This window comes from Aliidiomarina sp., from assembly GCF_047920995.1.
Classification (GTDB): domain Bacteria; phylum Pseudomonadota; class Gammaproteobacteria; order Enterobacterales; family Alteromonadaceae; genus Aliidiomarina.
Genome location: NZ_JBLRWZ010000027.1, coordinates 1 through 26,467 on the forward strand (window position 1 = coordinate 1; position 26,467 = coordinate 26,467).

Consider the following 26,467-nt stretch of genomic DNA (forward strand, 5'->3'; position numbering starts at 1 on the left):
CAAATGCTTCACTGGTGTTTAAGAAGTTTGCCAAGTAAATAGCATAGAGTTCTTTGCTGAACGCGGGCACAGATACTGGCAATAGCATTACTTTTCGCTGAAGTGCTCGCTGATTTAGTTGCGAAGCACTGTTAAAAACCGTAGTTTTTCAAACATTCATAACGAATTGTTTGAACACTGCGGTTTTTTTGTAACTATGATGGCCTTCGGTTTTATGCCAACGCTTCCTGCGCTGCGGCACACACCAAGAATTTGATCGAGCAGTTAGCATCGGTTTTGCGAGGAGCAATGCACTTTTTAATTGACGAAAATTTACCGGCTGCCAATACGCTATTTGGTGCCTGTAATGGTGAGCAGCAACAGCTGAGTTTTTATAGTGGCCGAAGCATCGGCGATGCGCAACTTGCTGCGGCTGAAGTATTGCTGGTGCGTTCTGTTACCCGTATTGATGATGCGCTACTCGATCGCGCGCCGAACTTACGCTTTGTGGGCACGGCAACCATTGGTACCGATCATGTTGATACCTTTGCCTTAGCCGAGCGCAATATTGGTTTTGCAAACGCAGCTGGTTGCAATGCGATAGCTGTGGGTGAATATGTACTGAGTGCTGCCTTGTACGTTGCTGAGCGCGCCACAATTGATTGGCGTGGCAAGCGCGCGTTGGTAGTAGGCGCTGGTAATACCGGCATGCAAGTAGCGCAGCGCTTAACAGCTCTAGGTATGCAGGTAGCTTTCATTGATCCGCCGTTACAGCGTGCAGGAGTGGCGTTGGCCTATAGTGATTGGAGCGAGCTTGGCAGCTTTGATCTTGTGAGCTGTCATGTTCCCCTTACGAAAGTAGGGGATGACAACACCTGGCATTTACTTGATGAGGCTAAAATCGAGGCATTAATGCCTGGAGCTACTCTTATTAATGCAAGCCGCGGCGGGGTGGTTGCGAACCAACCGTTACTTAAGCGCATGCAGGGGCGCGGTGATCTGCATGTAGTGCTGGATGTATGGGAAGAAGAGCCTAAGGTGAACGCCGATTTAGTGAATTTAGTTGCGATTGCTACCCCGCATATTGCCGGGCACAGCGTTGAAGGAAAAATTCGTGGCAGTTTTCGTTTGTATACAGCGTTACATCGCCACTTCAACTGGTGTTGTGCACCTATAGAAGAGCAGGCGGTATTACCTCCTGCCTTGGCGGATACGCAGCATATCCAGCCGCCGCTGGCACAAACCGATATCAGCCGATTAGTGCATGGTGTTTATAATATCATCGAGGATGATCGAGAGTTTCGTAAGCATGGCTTAACTGTTACGGGCTTTGATCAATTACGCAAAGAGTATCGGTTACGCAGAGAATTATCGGCGCAACGGATTAGTGGTTCGCCCACCGCCCTAGCGCAATTACAGCAACTCGGCTTTCGAATTACTTAGAATATGCTGTTGATTCGCGAAGTAAGCAATTTCCCGATGATTTCCCTGCATATTTCTCGCAAAAGCGCTAAAATAGTGCGCATATTCTGGCAGTAGCCGAAAATTCAATATCTGTTCGAGGGGTTTAAATGAGCATAGAAGTAAATGTTGCGGTGTTGGGTGCCACGGGGTTAGTTGGCAAACAAATGATTGAGTGTTTGGAGGAACGTAATTTCCCGGTAAAAAAATTATACCCCTTGGCGAGCAGCCGTTCTGCTGGCAGCGATATTAGTTTTCGTGGCGAAGAGATTACCGTGGAAGATGCGGAAACCTTCGATTGGAGCCAAGTAGAAATAGCATTCTTTTCAGCTGGTGGCAGCATTTCGGAAATTTACGCACCGCGCGCCGCTGATGCCGGTTGTGTAGTAATCGATAATACCAGCCAATTTCGCTACGAACCCGATATCCCTTTGGTGGTTCCAGAAGTGAATGCGCATGCTATTGCCGAGTTTCGTAATCGGAATATCATCGCCAACCCAAATTGCTCAACAATTCAAATGCTCGTTGCCCTGAAGCCTATTTACGACGAGTTTGGCATTGATCGCATTAATGTGTGCACTTACCAATCAGTTTCTGGGGCTGGCGCCTCGGCGATGGATGAGTTGGCGCAGCAAACATCAAAACTGCTAAATGGTTTGCCCGCAGAGCCGGAACAATTTAGCCGGCAAATTGCTTTTAACGCGATACCGCAAATTGATGTGTTTCTTGATAATGATTACACCAAAGAAGAAATGAAAATGCACTGGGAAACCCAGAAAATTCTTGGTGATGATACGGTTATGGTGAACGCAACCGCAGTGCGGGTTCCGGTGTTCTTCGGGCATGCAGAAGCAGTGCATTTAGAAACTCGCTTGCCAGTTGATGTGGATCGAGTGAAAGCCATTCTTGCGCAAGCCGAAGGCATTGAATTCCGTGAGCAAAATGCAGAGTTCCCTACACAAGTAAGTGAAGCATCTGGCAATGATGCAGTGTATGTAGGTAGAGTACGGAAAGATTATACTCATCCTAACGGCTTAAATTTGTGGGTTGTTGCCGATAACATTCGCAAAGGCGCGGCAACCAACAGTGTGCAAATTGCCGAGCACCTAATACGTGATTATTGGTGAGCACGGGTATCGGGTGGATTAAAGCTGTTTTAATTTAATCCACTTCGATATAAGTTAGTTAACTCACAATTTATGTTTCATTCATCAGCGAAAAATAATCAGCGGGAAAATAAAAAATGAACAATAAACAGCCGCTCGGTAAAAATAATACAACCGCAAGGTTCGTTAAGCACAAGTTCGCCAGCTTCGGCTGTGTCGTGTTGCTGGCATCGATGATCGCGGCTAGCGCATTCAATTCCCAAGCGTTAGCTCTTAGCGATACAGAGGAAACCGCGCAGCCAGCCAGTTCCGCCGAGGTAAGAGCCAATCAATATGGCCCCACAACACGAGCCGATACGATTTGGGTGATCGCAAACCGAATTCATCCAGACCGTAGCGTTAGCATTTATCAAACTATGGCTGCCATCGTTGATTTGAATTTGGATGTGGTAGTTGATGATGAAATCAATGTGTTGCCTGTTGGCGTGATGCTTACGTTACCAACAGCAAACCAAATTCGCGCAACCCATGCTGAGAATGCGCGCAAACGAATGATTCCTAAGCTTGGTGGTTCACTAACCGAAATTGCTTTTGATTTTACTGATGAAGAATTTACCCGTAAATCTGAGGAGCTAGCTTTAGCGGAAAGTGAACTTGCTGAAGAGCGAACTAGAGTAGGGCGCTTGCAAGATGAATTAGCGGATTGGCAATCTCGCTATGATGAGGTACAACAACAGTTGGAACGCGCTGAGGTAGAGCTTACGTCTGCGCAAGAAAGCCGAGATAGCGCCGTTGCTGCGCTACAAGAATTAAGAGAAATAGAGCAAAACCGCACGGCATCTGTTACCAGCAAGGTTTCCCAGTATTGGCAACAGCAGGGGCAAACAGGATGGCTGCTCGCTATCTTGGCGTTGGTGATCTTAATTTTATTAACGGCGGTTCTGTTCGGTAAGCGTCGCAAACAAGATAGCGTAGATGATGCTCCTTATCCGAAAGCTGCGGCACGGTACTTGGCCGATAGTAAAACATCTGCTGCTAAAGCAGAAAAGCAAGAAGAAGCCAGCGCTGATCAGAACGATGCAGGTGATAGCGCAAATACTACTGCAGTAAACAAAACGGATTTTCGTGATATCGATGAAATTATTGATGAAGCGGAAGCCGATGCTGATGCGGATAGTGATATCGACCCAGGGCAAACACCGGAAGAGGCTGAACAAGCTGCGCGGGAAGAGCTGGCGGCGCAAATTGATTTGGCGCGCGCTTACCTAGAAATGGGCGAGTTCGATGAAGCCACTGCGGCACTTGAAGAAGTAATGCCAATGGCCGATGCCGAGTTACAGCAAGAAGCTGAGCAATTACTAGCGAAAGTGAATCAGCAGAAAAGTAAGGAATAAAGAGAAATAATGCGAATTGCGCTCGGAGTAGAGTATGCCGGCCAGAATTATTATGGCTGGCAGCGTCAACAAGAAGTACCTAGCGTACAAGAACGGTTAGAAAAGGCATTGAGCAGCTTAGCCGCTGAACCTATTACAGTAACTTGTGCTGGTAGAACAGATGCGGGGGTTCATGCTACCGGCCAAGTGGTGCATTTTGATACCCAAGCAGTGCGTGATGAACGCGCGTGGACGCTTGGCACGAATGCAAAGCTGCCGAACGATATCGCGGTGCGTTGGCAGGCGAGTGTTAGCGATGATTTCAATGCTCGCTTTAGCGCCACAGCTCGCCGCTATCGGTATATTATTTATAATTCACCATTGCGAGCGGGTATTCTCAATGGCGGTGTAACGCATATTTTTTATCCCTTAGATGCTGATCGGATGCACAAAGCAGCGCAGGCGCTGGTGGGTGAGCAAGATTTCACCTCGTTTCGGGCATCGCACTGCCAAGCGAAAACCCCTTTTCGCAATGTACATTTTGTAAATGTAGAGCGGCTGGGTGATTATGTGGTGGTGGATATACAAGCGAATGCGTTTGTGCATCACATGGTGCGTAATATTGTGGGCTCATTGTTGCTGATCGGCAAAGGCGAACAGCCGGAAACTTGGTTGGCAGAACTATTGCACCTGCGCAACCGTGATTTAGCTGCAGCTACGGCAAAGCCACATGGTTTATATTTAGTAAAAGTGCATTACCCAGAGCAGTGCGGAATACCGAAAAGCCCGTTGGGACCATTATTTTTACCGACCCAGGATTAGTGCTTAGACCACTTGTTGCTGCACTATCGCTGCAGTTTGTGCTTTAATATGCACCCGATACCGGTGATTTAACCTAAACGATGCATTAAGCATCGGGAGAGATTGAGTTCTTATGAGCTGGATTGAACGAATTCTTGCGAAACCGCAATCAAGTAAAAAGAAGAATATTCCAGAGGGAGTTTGGAGTAAATGTGAAGGTTGCGAATCGATTTTATACCGCGCCGATCTTGAGCGTAATCTGCACGTGTGCCCGAAATGCGGCCATCATATGCGGCTATCTGCCCGTGAACGCTTAGATGCATTCCTAGATGCTGAGAACCGGCAAGAGCTGGGTGCCGAACTTGAGCCGCAAGATCGCTTAAAGTTTAAAGATACCAAAAAGTATAAAGATCGCCTTACCGCAGCGCAAAAGCAAACCGGTGAAAAAGATGCCTTAGTAGCCATGAGCGGCTCTCTTAAAGGAATGCCGATTTGTGTTACTGCCTTTGAATTTAAGTTTATGGGTGGTTCGATGGCCTCTGTGGTGGGCGCTCGTTTTGTGAAAGCCGCCGAAGTTTGCTTGGAACAAAAAATTCCCTTGGTGTGCTTTTCTGCATCGGGTGGTGCGCGCATGCAAGAAGCGTTGCTTTCATTAATGCAAATGGCAAAAACGTCTGCAGCACTGGCAAAAATGAGTGAGGAAGGTATTCCGTTCATTTCAGTGTTAACCGATCCTACGATGGGTGGCGTTTCTGCAAGTTTGGCGATGTTAGGCGATATTAACGTTGCCGAGCCAAATGCATTGATTGGTTTTGCTGGCCCGCGTGTAATTGAGCAAACGGTGCGTGAAACGTTGCCACCAGGCTTCCAAAGAGCAGAATTCTTGCTTGATCATGGCGCTATTGACATGATTGTTGATCGTCGCGAAATGCGAGATCGGTTAGCAGGTATTCTCACTAAACTGCAAAACCTTCCTACGGTAAACGCGGAACTAGAATCGCCAGTAGAGTGAGCGTAACCTTTGAACATCACTTCTGAAATGCAGGCTCAATGGAGCCTGCAGCAGTGGCTTGAATACCTCGAGAATATCCACCATCGGCCGATTGATATGGGCCTAACCCGCGTGCAAGCTGTTGCGCAAAAGCTGCAGATGCTTACCCCTGCGGCCACCGTGATCACTGTAGCTGGAACCAATGGTAAAGGCTCAACAGTACGTTACCTAGAACAAATCTTACTTGCTGCTGGGTATTCAGTTGCCTGTTATACCTCGCCGCATATCCATCGTTACGAAGAACGTGTGCGCTACAATGGTGCTGAACTGAATGCGGCGCAACATGCACAGGCGTTTCATGCGATTGAACAAGCTCGCGGCGAAATCAGCTTAACGTATTTTGAGTTTGGCACGTTGGCAGCTATTTGGTTGTGCCAGCAGCTGCAACCTCAAGTTATTGTTTTGGAAGTTGGCTTAGGTGGCCGATTAGATGCAGTAAACGTTATCGAACCTGATGTTGCGATTGTTACCAGCGTAGGAATTGATCATATCGAGTTTCTTGGTGATAACCGCGAAGATATCGGTTTTGAGAAAGCTGGTATATTTCGTGCCGCAAAGCCAGCAATATGCGGTGAACCAGAGCCTCCCCAACGATTACTGCAGCATGCCAAATCAATTGGTGCGCAATTATCTTGCGTGAATCAAGATTTTTCCGCTGCACGAAGTGAACGCGAGTTTGATTTTATAGGCCCAATTGATACTTGGAAAAATCTTCCGTTGCCAAGCCTACCTTTCGTGAATGCAATTACAGCTCTTGCGGCTATGCAGTTGAGTGGGTTAACGATTAATCGAGAGCACGTTATAAAAGGTCTGCAAACGGCAACGTTAACCGGCAGAATGCAACAGGTTGCTAGTGCGCCTACGGTTATTCTTGATGTTGCGCATAATCCGCAAGCGGCCAGCTATTTAGCGCAAGAACTGGCCATCCGCTTTCCACAGCAACCTATTTATGCCGTATGCGGCATGCTGAGGGATAAAGATCACCAAGCCACACTAGCGGCACTGCAAGCGCTCGTTAAGCATTGGTACTTGGCGAGCCTTCCAGGTGAGCGAGGTGCTAACGCAGAACAACTCGCTGGCGCCTTGCCAGCAGCAAGTGAATGCACATTATTTACTACTCCTGCCGAAGCGTTTACACAGGCAACAGCTGACGCCAGCAAAGATAGTGTTATAGTATGCTTTGGTTCGTTTTTAACAGTAGCAGCGGTACAGGATGTTGTTACTGCAGGTTGATAACAGTTCAAGTGTAGTGAATAGGGGTAATCGTAGTGGCTAGTGCATTACAAAATCGAATTATTGGTACCTTAATTGTGTTTGCCTTGGCTGTCATTATTCTTCCTGATTTATTATCGGGAAAGAATTATGTGCCCGAGGAGGATTTTCAGGTAAGCCCATTACGGCCTGCTTCTGAATCCGAAATCCAATACCCAGATTTCCCCAGCGATTTCCGTGAACGCTCAGAGCGGAATGCGATTGTTATTAACGAAGATTCGTTGCAAGTGCAAGAGCCGCAAGAAGCATCCGTAGCCCCAGAAAGCACCAGCGCACCAGTAGCCACAAGTGAAAGTTCTGCACAAGAATTGAGCGAAGGCTGGGTTATTCAATTAGGTGCCTTTCGCAATGCTGAGCGAGTAGCTGAAATTGTTACCGAGTTACGTAGCGCAGGTTACCCAGCATATAGCCGCAAAGCACTCAATAGTAGTGGTGATACGCTTACGCTGTTGATGGTAGGGCCCGATGTAGATGCAGATAAATTACAGCGCCAACTAGCCGAGTTGCAAGAGCTATCAGGCCTAAGCGGCAGAGTTGTTGAATATCGACCAGCGGAGCAGTAATTGGCGAAATTAACTGCGGACAAATACGTTGTGTTTCTGATAGAATGCCGCGCAAATTCCTGCCATTCGGGTGAATAATATGGAATGGATTGATTACGCAATTTTAGCTTTGATAGCACTCTCTATCTTAGTTAGCCTCGTGCGCGGTTTCGTTCGTGAAGCGCTTTCCTTGGGCGTGTGGATCGCCGCCTTTTTTATCGCTAGCCAATTTTATGCAAACCTCGGTGTGCACCTCTCGGGTATCAACGATATGATGGTTCGCAACGGTGTAGCCGTTGCCATTCTATTTGTAGCCACGCTTATTGTAGGCGCTCTTGTTACCTACATAATGGGGCAGCTGGTTGAAAAAACTGGCTTAACCGGAACAGATCGTGTTTTGGGCTCAATCTTTGGCGCCTTGCGTGGTGTGCTGATCGTAAGCGCTTTACTATTCTTTGCCGATTCTTTTACACCCATCGCCCAAAATGAATGGTGGGCCAATTCAACATTAATTCCGCATTTCAGTATTTATATTCAGTGGTTCTTTGACTATTTGCAAAATACTTCGAGCTTTTTACAGCCGGAGTAAATATCAAGAGGGTTTAGCATGTGTGGTGTTGTCGGGATCGTAGGGAATCAACCAATTAATCAAGCGCTCTACGATGGTTTGACGATGCTGCAGCATCGGGGACAAGATGCTGCAGGTATCATGACGATTGATGGCCAAACGCTGCGCCTACGTAAATCGAACGGCCTGGTGCGTGATGTTTTTCATACGCGCCACATGCGTCGTTTGAGCGGTAATATGGGCATCGGCCACGTGCGCTATCCAACGGCCGGAACTAGCAGTTCTGCTGAAGCGCAACCGTTCTACGTTAACTCGCCGTTTGGTATTGCTATGGCGCATAACGGTAATCTTACTAATGCTGCAGAGCTGCAGGCGGCATTGTTCGAGAAGGCTCGCCGGCACATTAATACGTCATCAGATTCCGAGATATTACTGAATATTTTTGCTTATGAGCTTATGGAAACAAAGCAGCTTGAATTAAGCAAAGATGATGTGTTTGGTGCAATTAGCCGAGTTCACGAACAAGTACGCGGTGCCTATGGCGTTGTGGCCGTTATTATTGGCCACGGGCTGGTAGCATTTCGTGATCCGCATGGCATTCGGCCATTGGCGCTCGGTAAGCGGGAAACACCGCAAGGCACCGAATATATGGTGGCCTCAGAAAGTGTGGCTATTGATGGTACTGGCTTCAAGTATGAGCGCGATGTAGAGCCGGGCGAGGCCATCTATATTACTGAGGAAGGTGAGTTTTATAGCCAGCAATGTGCGGCCAACCCAGTGCACAACCCTTGTATTTTTGAATATGTATACTTTGCACGTCCGGATTCATTTATTGATGGTGTTTCTGTGTACGCAAGCCGAATTAACATGGGCCGTAAGTTGGGCGAAAAAATCCAACGTGATTTTGCTCACTTAGATATTGATGTGATTATTCCGATTCCGGAAACCGCCTGTGATATCGCGCTGGAGATGTCTCGCGTATTGGGCATTCCCTACCGCCAAGGGTTTGTAAAAAATCGCTACATCGGCCGCACATTTATCATGCCTGGGCAAACTCAGCGCCGTAAATCAGTGCGCCGTAAACTAAATGCGATTGGTGCCGAGTTTAAGGGTAAGAACGTGTTGCTGGTTGACGATTCTATTGTACGTGGCACTACATCTGAACAAATTATTGAAATGGCTCGTGAAGCAGGCGCGAACAAAGTGTACTTTGCTTCTGCGGCGCCGGAAATTCGTTACCCAAATGTGTTTGGTATTGATATGCCAAGCGCGAATGAATTGATTGGCTATGGTAGAGAAGTAGATGAGATCTCGGCGATTATTAAAGCAGATGGTCTTATTTATCAGGAGCTCAGCGATTTAATTGCCGCAGTAGGTTCAGAAAACCCTAACATTAAAGAGTTCGAAACATCGGTATTCAATGGTGTATATGTAACGGGTGATATTAACCAAGCGTATCTTGATCGGCTCGATGCAGCACGAAACGACACTGCAAGAGCGGAAGATGACCAAGAGAGTACCAATCCAGAGCTCTACAATGAGGGCGATTAATGGGTTTTGTGAAAGCATTTGCTTTACTCCTAGTTGTTTTATTTAGCACACCTACTTATGCAGAGGTTCTGTATAAGGTGAGTTATGGAGAACAACAATGGTGGGTGCTTGGAACAATTCATATTGGCGAGCCTGATATGCAATTATCCAAGCAGAGTAAGCAAGCCTTTAGTGAGAGTGCAGAGGTGTGGTTTGAACTCTCACCAGATGAGCTGCAACGCGCTGCATTGTTACTCTTTCAGCAAGGTGCGTCTGCAACCACTTTATCCTCTCAGGTTGAGCCTGAGCTTTGGCAGCGTTTTGAAACTTCCTTATCCGAGCATGGCATTGTAGCTGGCGCCTTTAATAATCTGGAACCATGGCTAATGGAGATTATGGTGTTAATGCAATTAGCGTTAACCGAAGGCTTTGATGTTGAATACGGTTCGGAAGCACAACTGATACAATGGGCGGTTGCGCAGAATACACCTATGTTTGGCTTTGAAACAGCACAAAACCAAATTGATGCGTTGCGAACTGGCAATGAACAATCCGTTACAGAAGCGATTGAAGAATTACTGGAATCATTGCACAACGGAGCAGCTGAAATCACTATGTTGGCTGATGCCTGGCGGGCTGGGGATTTACAAGAACTTATGCTGCTGGTGCGTGATAGTATGAATGAACGCCAGCTTGAGGCACTTTTATGGCAGCGCAATTTGGCTTGGTTTGCGAGGTTGCAAACGATGTTAGATGAAACTGATTCGGCTATTCGTATGATTGCGGTGGGCGCAGCTCACTTAGGTGATGAGTTTGGCTTATTGCAGTTATTCCAAGATGCTGGCGCAGAAATTAAAAACTACTCTACAGCTGCACAGTGAACGCCAATTTTAAAGTAAAAAAACCGGGCTAACGCCCGGTTTTTTTATGGGAATATTAATCCTGTTGAAACGGATATACCGATCCTAGGTGTAAAATCTGCGTTAATTCATCAAGTGCGGTGCGTGATTCATCCAGTAAGCTCGGGTCAATAAGATCATCGCTGGAAAGTTCATCACGGTAGTGTTTATCTACCCATTGATTTAAGCGCGAGAACAGCGCATCGGTAAGAATTACATGTGGATTCACGGCGGCTAACTCTTGGTCATTAAGGGCAACCCGTAATCTTAAGCATGCAGGGCCACCACCGTTACGCATGCTTTGTTTTACGTCAAAGAAACGTACATCTTTAATCGGCGTATTACCGGCGATTAGGCTTTCTAAGTACGCTTTTACTCCCGGGTGTTCTTCGCACTCTGTAGGCGCAATAATAATCATGTGGCCGGGTTTAAGGGTAATTAATTGGGTATTAAATAAATAGGTTTTTACTGCATCTTCAACACTTACAGCACTGGTTGGCACCTTAATGAAGTGCATTGGTTGGCCAAGCTTCGCCTCAAGCTCCGCGAAACCTTGCTGCTCATGCAAAAATGCTTGTTCGTGATAGAACATCACGTTTTGATTGCCCACTGCAATCACGTCGTTATGGAATACACCTTGATCAATTACGGCAGGATTCTGTTGCATGAACACAACATTCTCATCGCTAAGGCCATGCAAGCGAGCAATGGCTGCGGAAGCTTCGTAGGTTTGCCGCGCAGGGTATTGTTGTGGTGCTGGCTTACTGCTATCAAAAGCGTAACGGCCGTATACAAATAGCTCTACGCCGGCGTTGCCATACTCATGGCAAAACCGCGTATGATTAGCGGCACCTTCATCACCAAAGTGTTCATTGTCTGGCAAATGTTGATGATGTTCAAAATAGCGTGAATTGGCAAACATGGCCTGCAAAATACGGCCTGTTGTTTGCGGCTCTAAGGAGCGATGGAATTTATTGGTTAAGTTGGCTGGTGTAAAGTGAACACGGCCACTCATAGTATCGGCACTTGGTGATACAGTTGCTGCATTAGCGGTCCACATACTTGAGGCGGAGCAGCAGGCTCGGAAAATAGCTGGCGCTTCCGCGGCTGCCTTGCGCAATACTTGCTCGTTGCTGCCCTGAAAACCAAGCCGGCGAAGTGCATAAATATCAGGGCGCTCCTGCGGTGCTAGTACGCCCTGAACCATGCCCATTGCTTGCAATGCTTTCATTTTGGCAAGCCCTTGCTTCGCAGCTGATTTTGGGCTGGAACTACTTTTTGCATTGCTCAATGAGGCAACATTACCGAATGAAAGGCCTGCATAATTGTGGGTTGGGCCAACTAAACCGTCAAAGTTCACTTCAAAATGTTGCATGGGTATTGAACGCTCCCTGATATTTTTTGGTATTACTTGGTGCTGAGAATGTGGCCATTATACGCATCCTTGGCCAGGTTGAAACCCTGTCTTGGCGAGGGTCTTGCCGAGTTCTATGAGGTTTTGCTTAAGTATGCAGTTTCAGTTTGTTTTTAAGCTGTTTCACGATTGTGGGTTGTTTCTTGTCGCCATTCCCTATATATCTTTAAAAAAGGAAGCCACTGTGGATTTGCTTACCAGTAATCGTTTTACACGATTCTGGCGTATGTTTGCCAAAGCATTTTGTAAGTGAATTGCGCAGAGTTCTTGAAATATTGTGTTTGAAGGTTTATACAGAAGCCAAATTACGTATCTAATCATTTGCAGCATAAAAAAGAGATAACCGACTTCATGGGTAAAGCGCTAGTAATTGTCGAATCCCCCGCAAAAGCGAAAACGATCAATAAATACCTTGGCTCTGATTTCATTGTGAAATCGAGTGTTGGTCATGTTCGAGACCTGCCAACTAAAAGCGGCAGTAAGGCCCCAACGAAATCGCCTTCTGAAGTGCGCAATATGTCGGCTGAGGAAAAAGCAAAATATAAGCAAAGGCGCGATTATCAGAATTTAGTATCACGCATGGGAATCGATCCTGAGCATGGCTGGGAGCCGCATTACGAAGTGCTGCCGGGCAAAGAAAAGGTAGTAAAGGAATTACAAAGTTTAGCCAAGAAAGCCGACCGCGTTTATCTCGCAACGGATTTAGATCGCGAAGGGGAAGCGATTGCATGGCATTTACGTGAACTAATTGGTGGCAGCGACGATCGTTATCAACGAGTGGTATTTAATGAAATTACCAAAAAAGCAATCCAACAGGCATTTTCTGAACCTGCAGAATTAAATATTTCCCGCGTTAATGCGCAGCAAACCCGCCGCTTTTTAGACCGGGTTGTTGGTTTCATGCTTTCCCCGTTACTATGGAAAAAGGTAGCTCGCGGTCTTTCTGCTGGGCGTGTGCAATCGGTAGCTGTGCGTTTAGTAGTAGAACGCGAGCGAGAAATTAAAGCCTTTGTGCCGGAAGAATTCTGGGATATTCACGCTGATCTGGCGGCCCAGCAAGATCAAGTACGCTTCGCAGTTGCCCGGCATAAGGGAACTGCGTTCAAGCCGGTAAATGAAGCGCAAGCGATGGCAGCGGTTGCAGCGTTAGAAAATGCTCGTTACACAGTTGCCGATCGAGAAGATAAGCCAACGTCGAGCCGAGCTTCGGCACCATTCATTACCTCCACCCTGCAACAAGCTGCCAGTACGCGCTTAGGATTTGGGGTGAAGAAAACCATGATGATGGCGCAGCGATTATATGAAGCAGGTTACATTACTTACATGCGAACCGATTCAACTCACTTAAGCCAAGATGCATTAAGTGGATTGCGTAATTTTATTGAGAAAGAGTACGGCAAACCCTATTTGCCTGAGAAACCAAATTTCTATGGCTCAAAATCGAACGCACAAGAAGCTCACGAAGCGATTCGCCCATCTGATGTGAATGTTCGTTCTAACAAGTTAAATGGCATGGAGCGCGATGCGGAGCGCTTGTACGAGCTGATTTGGCGCCAGTTTGTTGCCTGCCAGATGATGCCAGCGAAATATGATGCCACTACTATCACTGTGCAAGCAGATGATTATGAACTGAAAGCACGCGGTAGAGTGATGCGTTTCGATGGTTGGACACGGGTGCAACCGCCAATGAGCCGCAAAGGAGCTGAAGATACTCCATTACCAGATCTGCAAAAAGGGGCGGAGCTCGCACTTGTTGCTCTTGACCCACAGCAACATTTCACCAAGCCGCCAGCACGGTTTGGTGAAGCCTCATTAGTGAAGGAACTTGAAAAGCGCGGTATTGGCCGGCCATCAACTTATGCCTCGATTATTTCCACGATTCAAGATCGTGGCTATGTTCGGGTGGATAGTAGACGTTTTTATGCCGAGAAAATGGGTGAAATCGTAACAGATCGGCTTACTGAGAACTTCAAAGATCTAATGAGTTACAACTTTACCGCTGAGATGGAACAGCGTTTAGATGATATAGCCGAAGGCAAGCAAGATTGGAAAACGGCTCTAGACGAGTTCTATCACGAATTTAAAGATCGTTTGGAAGCTGCAGAAGAGCCTGAAGATGCGGGTGGCATGCGTGCTAATCAAATGGTTGAAACCGATATTGCATGTCCGAAATGTGGCCGCAATATGGGCATTCGCACGGCCTCTACTGGGGTATTCTTGGGCTGTTCTGGGTACAATTTGCCTCCGAAAGAACGTTGTACGCAAACCCTCAATCTTGTGTCCGGTGAAGAAGCAGTAAAAGTTTCTGAAGACGATGATGGTGAGGCGGAAGCATTAGCCTTGCGTGCGAAAAAGCGCTGCGAAAAATGCGGCACAGCCATGGATTCTTATCTACTTGATAAAGACCGCAAATTACATGTTTGTGGTAATAATCCAGTGTGTGATGGCTACTTGATCGAAAAGGGTACATTTAAAATTAAGGGTTATGATGGCCCATTGATCGAATGTGATCGTTGCGGTAGTGATATGCAACTGAAATCAGGCCGTTTTGGTAAGTATTTTGGTTGTACCAATGATGAGTGTAAGAACACCCGCAAATTATTAAAAAGCGGTGAAGCGGCGCCACCTCGGGAAGATCCAGTGCACTTGCCGGAATTACCTTGTGAGCAATCAGATGCATACTTTGTGTTGCGTGATGGGGCATCAGGGATTTTTATGTCGGCAAGCACCTTCCCAAGATCCCGGGAAACCCGTGCGGTAACAGTGAAAGAATTGCAGCGCTTTAAAGATCGCTTACCAGAGAAGTTCCATTATCTTGCTGCGGCACCAGCCGAAGATAAAGATGGGCGAGATGCGGTAGTTCGGTATAGCCGGAAAAATAAAAAACAGTACGTTATGACCGAAGAAAATGGCAAAGCAACTGGTTGGCAAGCACACTATGAAAATGGCGGCTGGATTGTGGAAGAGGGTAAAAGCGCTTCTAGCAAAAAGGTCACCAAAAAAGCAGTGAGTAAAACAACCAAGAACGTGGTTAAAAAGCGTGCAAAGAAGAAAGCGTAGGCACAGCAGGTTAAGCACGTAGATAGTTTAAAACTATAATTAGAACGCCAATAGGATGTTGGCGTTTATGCAAAAGGAGTTTGCAATGCATCCGAATCGTTTGGCGATTTCGGCTACGGCCGCTATTATTTTTCTAAGTGTTATTTCAGTTTCTGTTTCTGCTACAGAGCTGCCACCTTGCCCACCGCTAAACCTTCCCGTTAAAGCTCCCCTGTTCGTACAGCAAGAGAGTACACCAACTGAGCAAACTTACTATGAATTGGTAACATTCAACCTCACGCCGGGCCTATTGAAGCCCCAACTTGAATCTTTGCTCAAAGAACATTGGCAAATCCAAAATTTTATTTGGCGCGCAGCTCATGGTCATTATTGGCCTACCCATTACAGAATGCAGGCGGCAAGCTGGGATGAACTGCTGGAAATGCTAATCACCCCTTACCAGTTGCGTATCGCACTGCATGCAAATCACACCGCAGTTATTGATTATCTCCCTGAACAGGGGGGCGTAAAGTGATGTGGCGCCAAACGGCAATCTTGAGTGTGCTGGCGGCAATGCTGGCAAGTGGCTGTGCTAGCTACGATAGCCAAACGAATAATGCTAAATTTCTAGGCAGCTATAACGCTGCGAAAAGTAGTGCCGAAACACGATTGGCGCAAGCTCATGCAACTCCACCTCCGATATCACAACCTGTGCGAATTGTTCGCGAGCAGGGCTACTTTGTGCCGCCGCTAGCATTACCGGAAAGTGCCGGGCCTGGATGGTTCAATATTAATCTCGAGTTTGCGTTTCATAATTACCCGCTGCGGCAAGCACTCCATGATATTACCGCTGCACTTGGTGTGAGTGTGCGGTTGCTGGATCAGATCGATGAGAATTGGCCCATTAGCCTTGAACATCGTGGCTCTATTGGCGAAGCCATTGAGCAAATTAGCTTAATGACCGGATTATCTTTTGTAGCAGAAGAGCGGTTAATAACTTGGCGTCAATATGAAATGGCAGAGTTTGACGTTGCTTTCCTTGCTGGTGCAACCAACTTTTTCCTCGGCGCCGACGCAAGTTCAACAAATTCCGGTGGGCAACAAGGGGGCAATCAGCAACTTGTATTTAGTAGTGGTTTAAATGATGAGTCGTCCCAATACCTCAACTTTGCAAGTAGCGCATTATCGGTTTGGGATGATTTAGAAAAAGCATTATCACTATTACTCTCAGAACACGGAGAGGTGGCAGTTAATCAGAGTTCAACTTCGGTTCTGGTGCGTGATTTGCCGCAGCATGTAAAACAGATTCGCGAATACTTGATGCAGCAAAATGAACGTTTAACGCGGCAGGTTGCGATTGATGTGCAGGTGATTGAGGTGATGTTCAATGATTCTCAGCAAGCTGGCATTGATTGGGATTTAGTGTACCAGGTTGCGAGCGGCTCAGGGGTAGTGAATATGCTTACGGGAGCGGGCGGAGTTGCTAGCAGTGGTATCGGTTATCAACGTCAAGTAGGGCCAATGTCGGGCTCTACAGCGCTCCTCAATGCACTATCCCAGCAAGGGGTAGTAGAAGTGAGTAGCCATCCACGATTAGTAACCTTAAATAACCAGATTTCGAAAATTATTCTGGAAGATAACGTGACGTATTTAGCTTCTGCCGGAACCAGTTCAACAGCAAACGTTGGTTCCAGTGAATTATTGATTCCCGGAGTAGTAAAAACGGGTTTTGAGTTGTATGTGTTGCCAAAGGTAGCGAATGGTCAAGTACTATTGCAGCTGTCTACTGCGTTATCCGATTTGAAAGGAATAGATGAAGTTCGCTCCGGAGAAATGTTAATTCAAACACCACAAACTAGCCGCAAAAAGTTCTTCATGAAGGCAATTGTGGCGGATCAGGAAACCCTGTTAATTTCTGGCTTAGAGAATAGCCGCCAACAATGGGGCCAGCGGCGTAACTTTGGGTCGTGGTTACTCGGTGGGCAGCGAGAGAATCAACGCCAGCACAGTGAAACTATAATTTTACTCACCCCGAAAATTTTGCCGGCCGGAGCTATGTTATGAGCTACCAAGTATTGCTCACGCCCATCCGTCAGCGGTTTGCACCCTTTGCCCTGATGCGGTTAGGGAGGTGTCATACCGCGTCTTACGGCAAGGTAATTGATTTTAATGGCAGCAAATGGGCGCAGCTTGCTGATGCGCGAGTACCAGACTTCTTTACTTGGGCGCAACGTACGTTCGCAACAGCGCAGTTGTTGTTATGTTTTGAGTTTGAGCAACGATTTGTAGTGGTTGGGTGGAACAGCGCTGGGCCTCAGTGCCATCAGGTTCTCAGTTGGTCTGAGCTGGAACCATGGCTAGTAACACTCAATAGGATAAGTGATTTTCAACCTAGAGTTTATTACTGGTCGAAAACTACAGCACTTGAAAAAGTGGTGCGTAAATTATGGTCGGATGCCACTGAGTTTGTGGATTGGCCAAAGCACATGAATAACATCAATGTACTGCCAAAGATCACTGATCGTGTTCATCGTATGTTGCAAGTGACAATTACTTTGGGGTTGGCTGTTTTGTTGCTGTGGTTCTGGCCAGCAACTACACAAGTTGTGGATGATGAAACTGATCTGCAGGATAAGCACCACTACTATGAGTTAACAGACAAACCTGGGGCAGCGGCACCATTACTAAAATTCGACGCGTATTTGCAATCCTTGTTATCCGCAGTGTCTGGATGGCACGTACAAGAAGTTCATTATCGTCAAGGAGTGTTGCGATATGGGATGCATAGAGAGGGTGGGCAGCTTAGTGATTTGCGCCACTTTGCTGAACAATCCGGTATGCAACTCATGAGCTCTGGAGAGCAAACCTGGCTTTTGCGCAGCGTTACGCTACCAGCCATAGTGTCTACAGATAATGGTGCTCAGCTTAGCAATTCCTTACCAGCGTTAGAGCACTTGCAGGATCATCTTGATGATGCGATTCACTTACTCGTTCCGCGCAGTAAATTGAATTTTCAGCCGCCGCAGAAGTTTTCAGATTGGCATACTAGGGTTTTAGCGATTGGCTTTGAGCATAGCTTTACCGATGATTTGCTAACGCTAGCGGAAATTATTGAAGGCCTACCCGTTAGAGTGCTGGAAATGCAATACAGAGTGAATAAAAGCCAGCTGCATGGATTTATTTCAATTGATGTTTATGGAGCACCGAGCAGATGAAACGAACGCTGATTTTTTTGCTAACAATACCGCTGCTATTAATACCGTTGATCATGCAACTTAGTTATGCAGATGAACTTCCGCAACGGCAAATTACCGCACCGAAGGCATCGCTAACCCTGCCTCTGCTGGTAGATGAAAGCGAGGCACAACAGCACAAACAGTTGTCACTATCATTGCGTAACCAGAGGCTACTTGAGCAGCAGGCTGAATCACGAGCGAAACAGTTGTTATTTCAATTGCAGGCAGCAGAAGCTTGGGCCGCAATTCAACGTCTTGGAGGAGAGCTCACTAATACAGGAGTAACTGCTGCGGCTGTTGTTACTGCAGATAATGATGCTGGCAGAGTACCAGAACGAGTTCTTCAGTATCGATTACAGGCGTTGGTAAAGCGAGAAAACGTGTGGGTGGCGCGCGTTAATAACGGTTATCAAATTATTACATTACGCGATGGCGACGCCATAACGCCGGGGATCATTGCCAAAGTTAATCGTGGCGTGGTGGAATTTATTGCTGATAGCTGGCGCTATAAATTAAGTATGGAGTAGCCTGTGAGCACAATAATTAAGGATGCGGAACAACTTGGTTATGCGCAAGTGCAGCAAAACTTAGTGCCGCAATGTTTGCAGTTTTTTCAACGGCATAATGATCCCGAGACAGTGGCCGTTGTCTTCGATGATGGCCGTTTACTTGCTTCGTTAACTGCTTGGCAGCAGCATTTTTCTGAGCTCCAAGAGTTAATATTTGCAGCGCGCAAATATTGTCAAATACAGCATTGCTTAACAGGCTCGGCAGAAATGATTCGAGAGATACTTGCAGATGCCGATGGTCAGCAACGCAGCATGGAAGTTCATGGGGTAGATGCGAACTACGGTGAGAGCTTAGCGAAACAAACATTAATTGATATTGTTACCGAGGCGCTCGAGTTAGGCGCAACAGATATTCACCTCCGCTTGGCGGGAAAAGATGCCCGAATTGCTTACCGAATAGATGGCTTACTCTGCTTCCAGGGAGTACGCAGCCGTGTTTTCGTAACGGAGGTAGTTGCCGCTGCATTAAATACGCAATCCGATGATTGCTTTGATGTATTTGATGAGCGGCAAATCACCGCTGCAAGCATAACATTAAATTTGCCGGCTCCATATGGGCAGGTTCGCATCCGTTCGCAAAAATCCCCATGCCGCGATGGCTTCACTGTAACACTAAGATTACAACGTAGTTTTCAGCTGCAACTGCCAAGTTTAGCTGAGCTAGGTTTTGCGCCTCCGCACATCAGCTTGCTTGGAGATTTAATGCAACAATCTATCGGCCTCATTCTAATTTCAGGCCCTACGGGGCATGGCAAAACAACAACACTCGCTGCCATGAACACGCTAGTTCCCAACACTCGCAAAGTGATTTCACTCGAAGATCCGATAGAAATTATTCAGCCAACAATCGAACAGAAGTTTGTTGCCAATACTGCGGAGGGCGATACCTTTTCAAGTATGCTGAAGGTTGTACTTCGAGAAGATCCAGATTTGGTGGAAGTAAGCGAAATTCGCGACCTCCAAACGGCGAAATCTGCAGTTAGTGCAGCGCTTACAGGGCATTTAGTGGCTTCAACCATTCACGCAAATGATGCCATAGGTATTATTCCTCGATTACTAGATATCGGTTTATCTGCTCGGCAGTTGAGTCAACCAGGGTTGATCGCAGGCTTGATAGCGCAACGTTTGTTGCCAAAGTTATGTTGCCATTGTCGGCAACAAAGTGTGTTTATCGAGTTCGGTACATTATGGGAAAAACATACTGATGGCTGTGAGCATTGTAACTATCGTGGTGTAGTGGGGCGTGTGGTGGTTAGTGAAATTATCCTGCCCAGCATAGATAGTGGCGTCTTTATTCGTGAACAAGATTTTGCCGGCTGGCGCAAGCAATTGCAGGCGCGAGGTTGGTTAAGTTTGGCTGCTGCTGCAGAAGTGTTGGTAAAGCAAGGGATTGTGGCGCTGAGTGATGCTCGTAAAAATATTCCCGGAATGCGATTACAGGGGCGGATATTTGCCGAGGCTGCGGAAGATGTTTAAGCCAAGTTATTTGCGCCCACAGGAGCAAATCCAGTTTCTGGCTGATTTTGCCCTGTGGCTAGAAGATGGCCAAGCTGCTGATCACGCGCTTGTGGGAATGCAATTATTGGCACAAGAACGGAAACGTAAACATGAGCTGCGCGTTATAGCATCTCTGCGGCAGGCTTTAGCGCAAGGTAAACCGATCGCTTATGGTATGAAAGCATATTTTAGTCATGAGCTGACAATGCTGGTAGAAATAGGCCAAGAAGCGGGCTGTTTAGCAGATTTGTTAAAGCGCTACCAGCGCTTTACGCAACGTCGCCGAAGTTTAATTCAAACCTGTATTCGCGGGCTTGTTTATCCGCTATTTTTATTCATCTCTGCGCTTATCGCCGTGATCTTTGTTGGGTGGCAAATTATCCCACGCTTGCAACAATTTGACGGTGCAAGCGAACCGCCATGGCTCGTGGTGAGCCTCAGCTTCATTGCTGAGCTTTTAATCGCAATATTACCCGCGTTACTAGTAGGGATTGGGTTCGTTGTAATTGCAGTTTATTTCGCACTTCCGCATTGGAGTTCACCCTATCGGCGAAGGTTCGAGTGGTTACTACCCTTCAGTGTATTTAAAATATATAGCGGCATCTACTTGTTGCAAGCGGTGAGCTTGTTACTGGGTAGTAAAATTGGCTTAGCCAGGGCGCTACACATGTTTGAATCGCGCAGTTCAGCATATTTAGCCGAACACTTGAGCTTGATGAGGGCATCACTCGCTGCCGGAGAATTGAGTTTACATAAGGTATTTCATACAGGGCTATTTAGCCTTACAACCTTATATCGAATGCAGGTTCTGATGGCTACACAGCAAAGTAAAGCAGGTTTATTCGCCCAATTGGCTGACCGCTTAGTTCAAGATGGCGAGCGAACGATGCGCTCTCATCAGCGCGGCTTTATTGTTCTGCTTTATGTGGTATCGGTGCTGTGCATCTTATGGATACTAATCAGTATGGGGCTGCTGTTCGCTGGATTAGCCCACAGTTGGTCATAAAGAAGTAAGCTTGCAAACCTAACTACAAACACTATGGATAGTTCAATAACAAGGAGTTAACTATGTTCGTGCACATCAAACGGGTTACCCGTAATACTCATCGCGGATTTACTTTTATTGAGGTTCTCGCGGTACTTGGCATTATTGCATTGGCTACTGTGGGGGTTCTTGCTTTGCGCGATTGGGCAACCAGTAATGCTCGTATAGCTGAAGCGAAAGCGCAAATCGCAACAATTCAATCCGGAGTACAACAATGGCGCCCCAGCAATGGTGTTTATACGGGGGTTTCTGTTATAAATCTAACCACTGTAGCCTCATTGCCGATCGCATGGAGTGATGGGCGAGGCATAAATCCGTGGGGTGGCGATATTGAGGTTTATGTTGATAGCGCTGATGCCACCCGTTACGTCATTCGGTTTACCAATATTCGAGTAGCAGAAGAGGGCGCTCGGTTGCAACGTGATTTCTCAGCAATCTCTCAGAGCGCGAGTTTTAGCAGTGGCACGTTCGTGGCTACATTTCAAGGTTAGGAGGCGCGAATGAGTTTGTCTCTACTCGAGTTGTTAACGGTATTAGCAATTGCCGCCAGTTTTGCCGTATGGCAATTACAGTTCGTGTTCTCTGCTCAAGAGCCCGAGGAAATCCATCAATGTGAACACTCAATAGCTGCCGCACAGCGCTATCATTCTGAACGCTATTGGTTACAGCAACAAGGAGTAAGAAACTGTGGCTAATCTGCGCAGTAATCATGGTTTCTCGTTCATTGAACTCACTGTTGTTTTGGGGCTGGTAAGCGGATTATTGTTAATTCTTTCGGCAACTATGGCGCATATCCAGCAACAACGTTTAGTGCAGGTGATGGTAGATGATCTGTTGAACTTGAAAATCGCAGTATATAGCGCACAACTGGCCGGAGAAGACGCGGCCACTGTGGCAGATTTACAAGCGAGTAAATGGTACATGCGAGAACTTTCGAGTCCTTGGGGTGAGCCGTATTACATTGAGTACCGAAATGGTGAAGCGATTATTCGCGGCAATGCTGGCATTGCCGCGCGGGCAAGTGGTGTTGCGCAGCATTTGCCCGCGAGTACAACGAGCGGCGATTGGGTAGAGCTATTTGTAGCAAAAATTATTCATGAGCGGCCTGGTGATGCTTACTTGCACCGTGAGCAAGTAGCCGGTTCACCACAGCTGAATAGCATGGAAACAGATTTGCAAATGCAAAACTTCAATATCAATGACGTTAATGAAGTTAACGCAACCACCATCTTTGGCGAACATATCAATGGGCAGCAAGCTTATTTTAACGCCATCAATAGTGTAAACGTTAATACCGAAACTTTAGCCAGCGCTAGCCTCACAGCGGATTACGCAGATGTACTGTTCTTGCATGGAACCGATGTTGTTATCGAACATTTACAGATTCAATATCTTAATGCTGACGCATTTACCTTGCTGGGTAGCGAACTATTTGCAGATATAGTAAAAGCTAACAATGTTTTTGCAGAAGTAATTAATGCCGGAACAATCGAAGCAGATAATGTGCTTGTAGCGGAAAGTATATCCGCAGAACAGGCAGTTTTGCCGCAAATTCAGGCAGAGCAGATTACCGCTGAGCTCGCAGCAATATCTCAACTTACGGCTGATATAGTGAGTTCTGAGCGTATCTTTAGCGAACGTGTTACTGCGCAGTATATGGCTAGTACTCACCTTTCGGTTGCAGGTATTTTCACTACTGATGCACTGGTTGCCAATAGTATCACCGCAAGTGATTTCATAACGCCCACGGGCTCACTATCGCAACTACAAACAATGCTCAGCAATTACCAACAGCTATGGAATAGCTGTATTACAACTGGCAGCTGTGAGTAATGCAGAGGGGCTGGCATAGGCAAAGCCAAAACCAAGGGCAAAGTACGCTCGAGGGCACTGTTGGTTTATTCGTTTTCGTGGTGTTTTTTGCGTTATTAGTACAAATCTTCTGGATACTGCTGGCGCAACAAGTAATGCAATCAACCACGTTGCAGGCTGCTCGGTTGGGTTCGGCATCGAGCATGAACTTGTTGCCAATGCGGATATTGATTTTTGAGCGGTTGCAAGTTGTTCCTGGAATCCAACTTCATGTACCTAAGATTGAACGCATATTGCCAACAAATGACACTATTGCAGCGCTTGGTGTTTATGATAACCAGCGTAAACGCTTTAAATTAGAGGTTGATTTCGCTCATGTTCGCATCAGCGAATTACCTAAGAGCCAACAAGAGAACTACTTAACCGCGCAGTTGTTGCAAATTGATATCACCTATTGCTTTCCGTTAAGGGTGCCGCTTGCCGCAGCTATTATTATGGCAATGCCACATCCCGAGAGCGATAGGTTCTATTGCCAAGCTCAGGAACGTGGGAATTATGTGATGTTACCAATAAGAACCACAGCCACAGTGCCATTAGAAACTGCACTGTGGCAAAACTGATCCGGTAAGGGGAAACTCATCGCCACAACCAGTGTTGATGCCGAAAACGCTTTGTTATTGTGGGTCGTGAAAATCATTACAGGCTTGTAAGGTGTTCGCCATGAGCATTGCTACTGTCATGGGGCCAACGCCACCAGGAACTGGCGTGATGAAGCTAGCGCGCTGTGCCGCGGTAGTAAATTCAACATCACCACATAACGAGCCATCCGAACGCCGGTTGATACCCACATCAATTACAATTGCACCGGGCTTCACCCACTCACCAGGTATGAATCCAGGTTTACCAACGGCAACCACCAGAACATCAGCTTGGCGTACATGGTGTTCTAAGTTCTTGGTAAAGCGATGGCATACGGTGGTAGTGGCACCTGCTAGTAGCAGCTCGAGGCTCATTGGCCGACCAACAATATTGGAAGCACCAACAATTACTGCGTGTTGACCATGCAGATCCGTGTCCGTACTGTTCAAGAGTTCGATCACGCCATAGGGTGTGCAAGGGCGCAACACCGGTAAACGCTGAGAAAGCCTGCCAATATTATATGGATGAAAACCATCAACATCTTTTCTGGGGTCGATTCGCTCTAAAATGCGAGTTGAATCTAATCCAGCAGGAAGTGGTAATTGTACTAGTATCCCATCGATTTTGGGGTCTGCGTTCAGCTCGTCAATGAGAGCTTCTAAGCGTTCTTGGCTAGTTGTTACCGGTAAATCGTAAGCTTTGGAACGAAATCCTACTTCTTCACAGGCTTTGCGTTTGCTGCCAACGTAAACTTGTGAAGCGGGATCTTGGCCAACAAGCACCACGGCTAAGCCGGGTTGCCGTAAGCCTTTTTGTAGTCGTGTATTTACGCCATCGCGAACGCGATTACGAATATTCTGAGCAATAGCCTTACCATCTATCAGTTGCGCTTTGTTCTGGGAGGTCATGATTGTTGGTTCCGGGAACTAGAGAAATTAGCTAACTGGGTACATATTGTCGCGGAAATCAGTGAGAAGAACAATCAATCGTGCGAACTTTAACCTGATTTATCGCTGTTAGTGAGTTAACTGCCGTAAAAATAGCCATACAGTTTTTAATTCACAAAAATTGTTTGACGATGTGCCGGCAGATAGGTAATATTCGCCTCCGTTGTCGCCCTGAGTTTTCAGGCTAACAATTGTCGGCGATTAGCGCAGCTTGGTAGCGCACTTGGTTTGGGTCCAAGGGGTCGCAGGTTCAAATCCTGCATCGCCGACCATTCTTCCCAGTTAAACCTTCTCAATACACATGTTTCTAGTTTCCCACAGTGCTAATTGTGCGTATGATATTGCCATCTTTCTAATGATTTCTGCTACTTAAGCAAAGCATTAGCTCTTCCGATGGAGGCAATATGTTTGATGCCCAACTGCTAAGTAATGCCCGACAACTCTCCGACCGACTAGTACAGCTACAAGCCCCTATTCGCATTCTTGATGCGGTGAATTGGGATCGTGGTGTTAAAGAAACATTCTTCAAGCATGGTTGCGAGCGCAACCCACAAATTGATGCTGCCTATTATCAGCAAAAATCATTGGGCTTTAATCCTGAAAAACTTCGTCACGAACTTGCCGAACTTCAGCGTGATATCGTTCGCCAATTAGGCCGCTTGAATCCGGCATCTCAATTAATGTCGCGGGCGTGCCGTGAGTATCGTGATGTGGTAAGAATGATTGAGGCAAGAGGAACGGATGAGTTTCATGAGTTATCAGTAGAATTATTTGGTCATCCAGACGATGTATTTCATGCCAATGAACCTTCCTTATCCGAGCTAGCAACGATGCTGCAAAGCCCATTAGATAGTTTGCTAGCAAGTGATACTATGCCAGAAGAAAAGAAAAGTATTAATGCGGCGGATGCAGTGCAAATTCTGCAGCAGCAACTTAATACCAGTATGCCAAGTGTTGATGTTTCGGTGATGTTATCAGACGGTATTGTTAGCGATGCTGCTGCCGGTAGTGATCGCATTAAACTGAATCAAGATGTGCAATTCTCTCAGCGTGAGCTCGATATTTTAGAAGTTCATGAAGGCTGGATTCATGTGGGCACTACCCAGAATGGTTTGCAGCAACCTTATCTCACCTGCTTGAGTAAAGGCACGCCAAGTGCAACCATTACTCAAGAAGGCCTAGCCGTACTTACAGAAGTGGTAACCCTGCGCTCTACACCGCGAAGGCTAGCTAAATTAGTGCAGCGGATTCATGCTGTTGCGTTAGCAGCTGCTGGCGCAGAATTTGTAGAGGTATATCGGCATGGTATCGAGCACGGCATGAGCGCAGACGAGAGTTACACGCTTACCCAACGCGTATTTCGTGGCAGTACCGCTACAGGCAAGCCATTTACAAAAGATTTGGCCTATATTCGCGGGTTTGTGTTGGTTTATAACTTGATTCGAGTTGCGGTGCAGTTAGGTAAGGTAGACCGCTTACCACTGCTGTTAACCGGTAAAATTGCTATTGATGATTTCCGCCTAATTTGTGAACTAGCAGATTCTGGAATGATTACAGCACCTAAATTTGTGCCACCGCATTTTAAAGATTTACGTGGCCTTGCTACTTGGTTGAGTGTAGGGCGCTTCTTGGGTGATTTTTCATTCACGCAGCTAGAAAATGATTATCGGCCATTAATCCCGTAAAG

24 protein-coding genes and 1 tRNA gene are annotated in these 26,467 nt (G+C 46.7%); 23 read left to right on the top strand and 2 right to left on the bottom strand.

Annotated elements, in window-relative coordinates; translation table 11 throughout:
- Positions 1–288: 288 nt before the first annotated feature.
- The 10 genes from ACNA7P_RS08220 to ACNA7P_RS08265 all read left to right on the top strand — a co-directional run bounded on the left by ACNA7P_RS08220 (position 289) and on the right by ACNA7P_RS08265 (position 10,564).
- Positions 289–1,422 carry a 4-phosphoerythronate dehydrogenase gene (locus tag ACNA7P_RS08220; protein WP_416258141.1) on the top strand — a complete coding sequence of 378 codons (1,134 nt, stop codon included), beginning with the start codon at positions 289–291 and terminating at the stop codon, positions 1,420–1,422.
- 128 nt (positions 1,423–1,550) lie between these two features.
- On the top strand, positions 1,551–2,567 hold the full coding sequence (locus ACNA7P_RS08225; protein WP_416258142.1) for an aspartate-semialdehyde dehydrogenase: 1,017 nt from the start codon (positions 1,551–1,553) through the stop codon (positions 2,565–2,567).
- Positions 2,568–2,683: 116 nt separating this feature from the next.
- On the top strand, positions 2,684–3,940 hold the full coding sequence (locus ACNA7P_RS08230; RefSeq protein ID WP_416258143.1) for a FimV/HubP family polar landmark protein: 1,257 nt from the start codon (positions 2,684–2,686) through the stop codon (positions 3,938–3,940).
- A 9-nt stretch (positions 3,941–3,949) separates the two neighbouring features.
- Positions 3,950–4,741 carry a tRNA pseudouridine(38-40) synthase TruA gene (gene truA, locus ACNA7P_RS08235; protein ID WP_416258144.1) on the top strand — a complete coding sequence of 264 codons (792 nt, stop codon included), beginning with the start codon at positions 3,950–3,952 and terminating at the stop codon, positions 4,739–4,741.
- A 112-nt stretch (positions 4,742–4,853) separates the two neighbouring features.
- Positions 4,854–5,732, top strand: coding sequence for an acetyl-CoA carboxylase, carboxyltransferase subunit beta (gene accD / locus ACNA7P_RS08240; protein ID WP_416258145.1), 879 nt, complete (start codon positions 4,854–4,856; stop codon positions 5,730–5,732).
- 9 nt (positions 5,733–5,741) lie between these two features.
- Entirely contained in the window at positions 5,742–7,004 is a 1,263-nt protein-coding gene (gene folC, locus ACNA7P_RS08245) for a bifunctional tetrahydrofolate synthase/dihydrofolate synthase (RefSeq protein ID WP_416258146.1), read from the top strand.
- Positions 7,005–7,039: 35 nt separating this feature from the next.
- Positions 7,040–7,606, top strand: a complete 567-nt coding sequence (locus tag ACNA7P_RS08250; protein WP_416258147.1) for an SPOR domain-containing protein — start codon at positions 7,040–7,042, stop codon at positions 7,604–7,606.
- A gap of 79 nt (positions 7,607–7,685) precedes the next feature.
- Complete coding sequence (locus ACNA7P_RS08255; RefSeq protein WP_416258148.1) at positions 7,686–8,174, top strand: CvpA family protein; 489 nt, start codon at positions 7,686–7,688, stop codon at positions 8,172–8,174.
- A gap of 18 nt (positions 8,175–8,192) precedes the next feature.
- Positions 8,193–9,704, top strand: a complete 1,512-nt coding sequence (gene purF / locus ACNA7P_RS08260; RefSeq protein ID WP_416258149.1) for an amidophosphoribosyltransferase — start codon at positions 8,193–8,195, stop codon at positions 9,702–9,704.
- Positions 9,705–9,781: 77 nt separating this feature from the next.
- Positions 9,782–10,564, top strand: a complete 783-nt coding sequence (locus ACNA7P_RS08265) for a TraB/GumN family protein (RefSeq protein ID WP_416258150.1) — start codon at positions 9,782–9,784, stop codon at positions 10,562–10,564.
- A 55-nt stretch (positions 10,565–10,619) separates the two neighbouring features.
- Here ACNA7P_RS08265 and astB read toward each other — a convergent pair whose 3' ends face one another.
- Complete coding sequence (gene astB / locus ACNA7P_RS08270) at positions 10,620–11,957, bottom strand: N-succinylarginine dihydrolase (protein WP_416258151.1); 1,338 nt, start codon at positions 11,955–11,957, stop codon at positions 10,620–10,622.
- A gap of 390 nt (positions 11,958–12,347) precedes the next feature.
- Here astB and topA point away from each other — a divergent pair, with 390 nt between their 5' ends.
- The 11 genes from topA (at position 12,348) to ACNA7P_RS08325 (ending at position 23,814) form a co-directional block, all read left to right on the top strand.
- On the top strand, positions 12,348–15,056 hold the full coding sequence (topA, locus tag ACNA7P_RS08275) for a type I DNA topoisomerase (RefSeq protein ID WP_416258152.1): 2,709 nt from the start codon (positions 12,348–12,350) through the stop codon (positions 15,054–15,056).
- A gap of 85 nt (positions 15,057–15,141) precedes the next feature.
- A complete protein-coding gene (locus tag ACNA7P_RS08280) occupies positions 15,142–15,570 on the top strand; it encodes a hypothetical protein (RefSeq protein WP_416258153.1) in 429 nt (142 codons plus the stop codon).
- Positions 15,570–17,099: a hypothetical protein gene (locus ACNA7P_RS08285; RefSeq protein WP_416258154.1), complete on the top strand. Its 1,530-nt coding sequence runs from the start codon at positions 15,570–15,572 to the stop codon at positions 17,097–17,099. Before ACNA7P_RS08280 ends, ACNA7P_RS08285 begins: the two co-directional genes overlap by 1 nt.
- Positions 17,096–18,250, top strand: a complete 1,155-nt coding sequence (locus tag ACNA7P_RS08290; protein ID WP_416258155.1) for a hypothetical protein — start codon at positions 17,096–17,098, stop codon at positions 18,248–18,250. Before ACNA7P_RS08285 ends, ACNA7P_RS08290 begins: the two co-directional genes overlap by 4 nt.
- On the top strand, positions 18,247–18,798 hold the full coding sequence (locus ACNA7P_RS08295) for a hypothetical protein (protein WP_416258156.1): 552 nt from the start codon (positions 18,247–18,249) through the stop codon (positions 18,796–18,798). The genes ACNA7P_RS08290 and ACNA7P_RS08295 overlap by 4 nt, the downstream gene beginning before the upstream one ends.
- Before the next feature lie 3 nt (positions 18,799–18,801).
- Positions 18,802–20,316 carry a GspE/PulE family protein gene (locus tag ACNA7P_RS08300; RefSeq protein ID WP_416258157.1) on the top strand — a complete coding sequence of 505 codons (1,515 nt, stop codon included), beginning with the start codon at positions 18,802–18,804 and terminating at the stop codon, positions 20,314–20,316.
- Positions 20,309–21,343: a type II secretion system F family protein gene (locus ACNA7P_RS08305; protein ID WP_416258158.1), complete on the top strand. Its 1,035-nt coding sequence runs from the start codon at positions 20,309–20,311 to the stop codon at positions 21,341–21,343. The genes ACNA7P_RS08300 and ACNA7P_RS08305 overlap by 8 nt, the downstream gene beginning before the upstream one ends.
- A gap of 62 nt (positions 21,344–21,405) precedes the next feature.
- A complete protein-coding gene (locus ACNA7P_RS08310) occupies positions 21,406–21,873 on the top strand; it encodes a type II secretion system protein (RefSeq protein ID WP_416258159.1) in 468 nt (155 codons plus the stop codon).
- Between the two features lie 9 nt (positions 21,874–21,882).
- Positions 21,883–22,077 (top strand): hypothetical protein, encoded by a 195-nt coding sequence (locus ACNA7P_RS08315; RefSeq protein WP_416258160.1) that lies wholly within the window; start codon positions 21,883–21,885, stop codon positions 22,075–22,077.
- Positions 22,070–23,215 (top strand): hypothetical protein, encoded by a 1,146-nt coding sequence (locus tag ACNA7P_RS08320; RefSeq protein WP_416258161.1) that lies wholly within the window; start codon positions 22,070–22,072, stop codon positions 23,213–23,215. The genes ACNA7P_RS08315 and ACNA7P_RS08320 overlap by 8 nt, the downstream gene beginning before the upstream one ends.
- Entirely contained in the window at positions 23,215–23,814 is a 600-nt protein-coding gene (locus ACNA7P_RS08325; RefSeq protein WP_416258162.1) for a hypothetical protein, read from the top strand. Before ACNA7P_RS08320 ends, ACNA7P_RS08325 begins: the two co-directional genes overlap by 1 nt.
- A gap of 54 nt (positions 23,815–23,868) precedes the next feature.
- Here ACNA7P_RS08325 and folD read toward each other — a convergent pair whose 3' ends face one another.
- Positions 23,869–24,741 carry a bifunctional methylenetetrahydrofolate dehydrogenase/methenyltetrahydrofolate cyclohydrolase FolD gene (folD, locus tag ACNA7P_RS08330; RefSeq protein WP_416258163.1) on the bottom strand — a complete coding sequence of 291 codons (873 nt, stop codon included), beginning with the start codon at positions 24,739–24,741 and terminating at the stop codon, positions 23,869–23,871.
- Positions 24,742–24,975: 234 nt separating this feature from the next.
- Between folD and ACNA7P_RS08335 the strand changes: the two genes are divergently transcribed.
- A tRNA-Pro gene (locus ACNA7P_RS08335) sits at positions 24,976–25,052 on the top strand.
- Between the two features lie 132 nt (positions 25,053–25,184).
- Entirely contained in the window at positions 25,185–26,465 is a 1,281-nt protein-coding gene (locus ACNA7P_RS08340) for a flavohemoglobin expression-modulating QEGLA motif protein (protein WP_416258164.1), read from the top strand.
- The last annotated feature ends 2 nt before the right edge of the window (positions 26,466–26,467 follow it).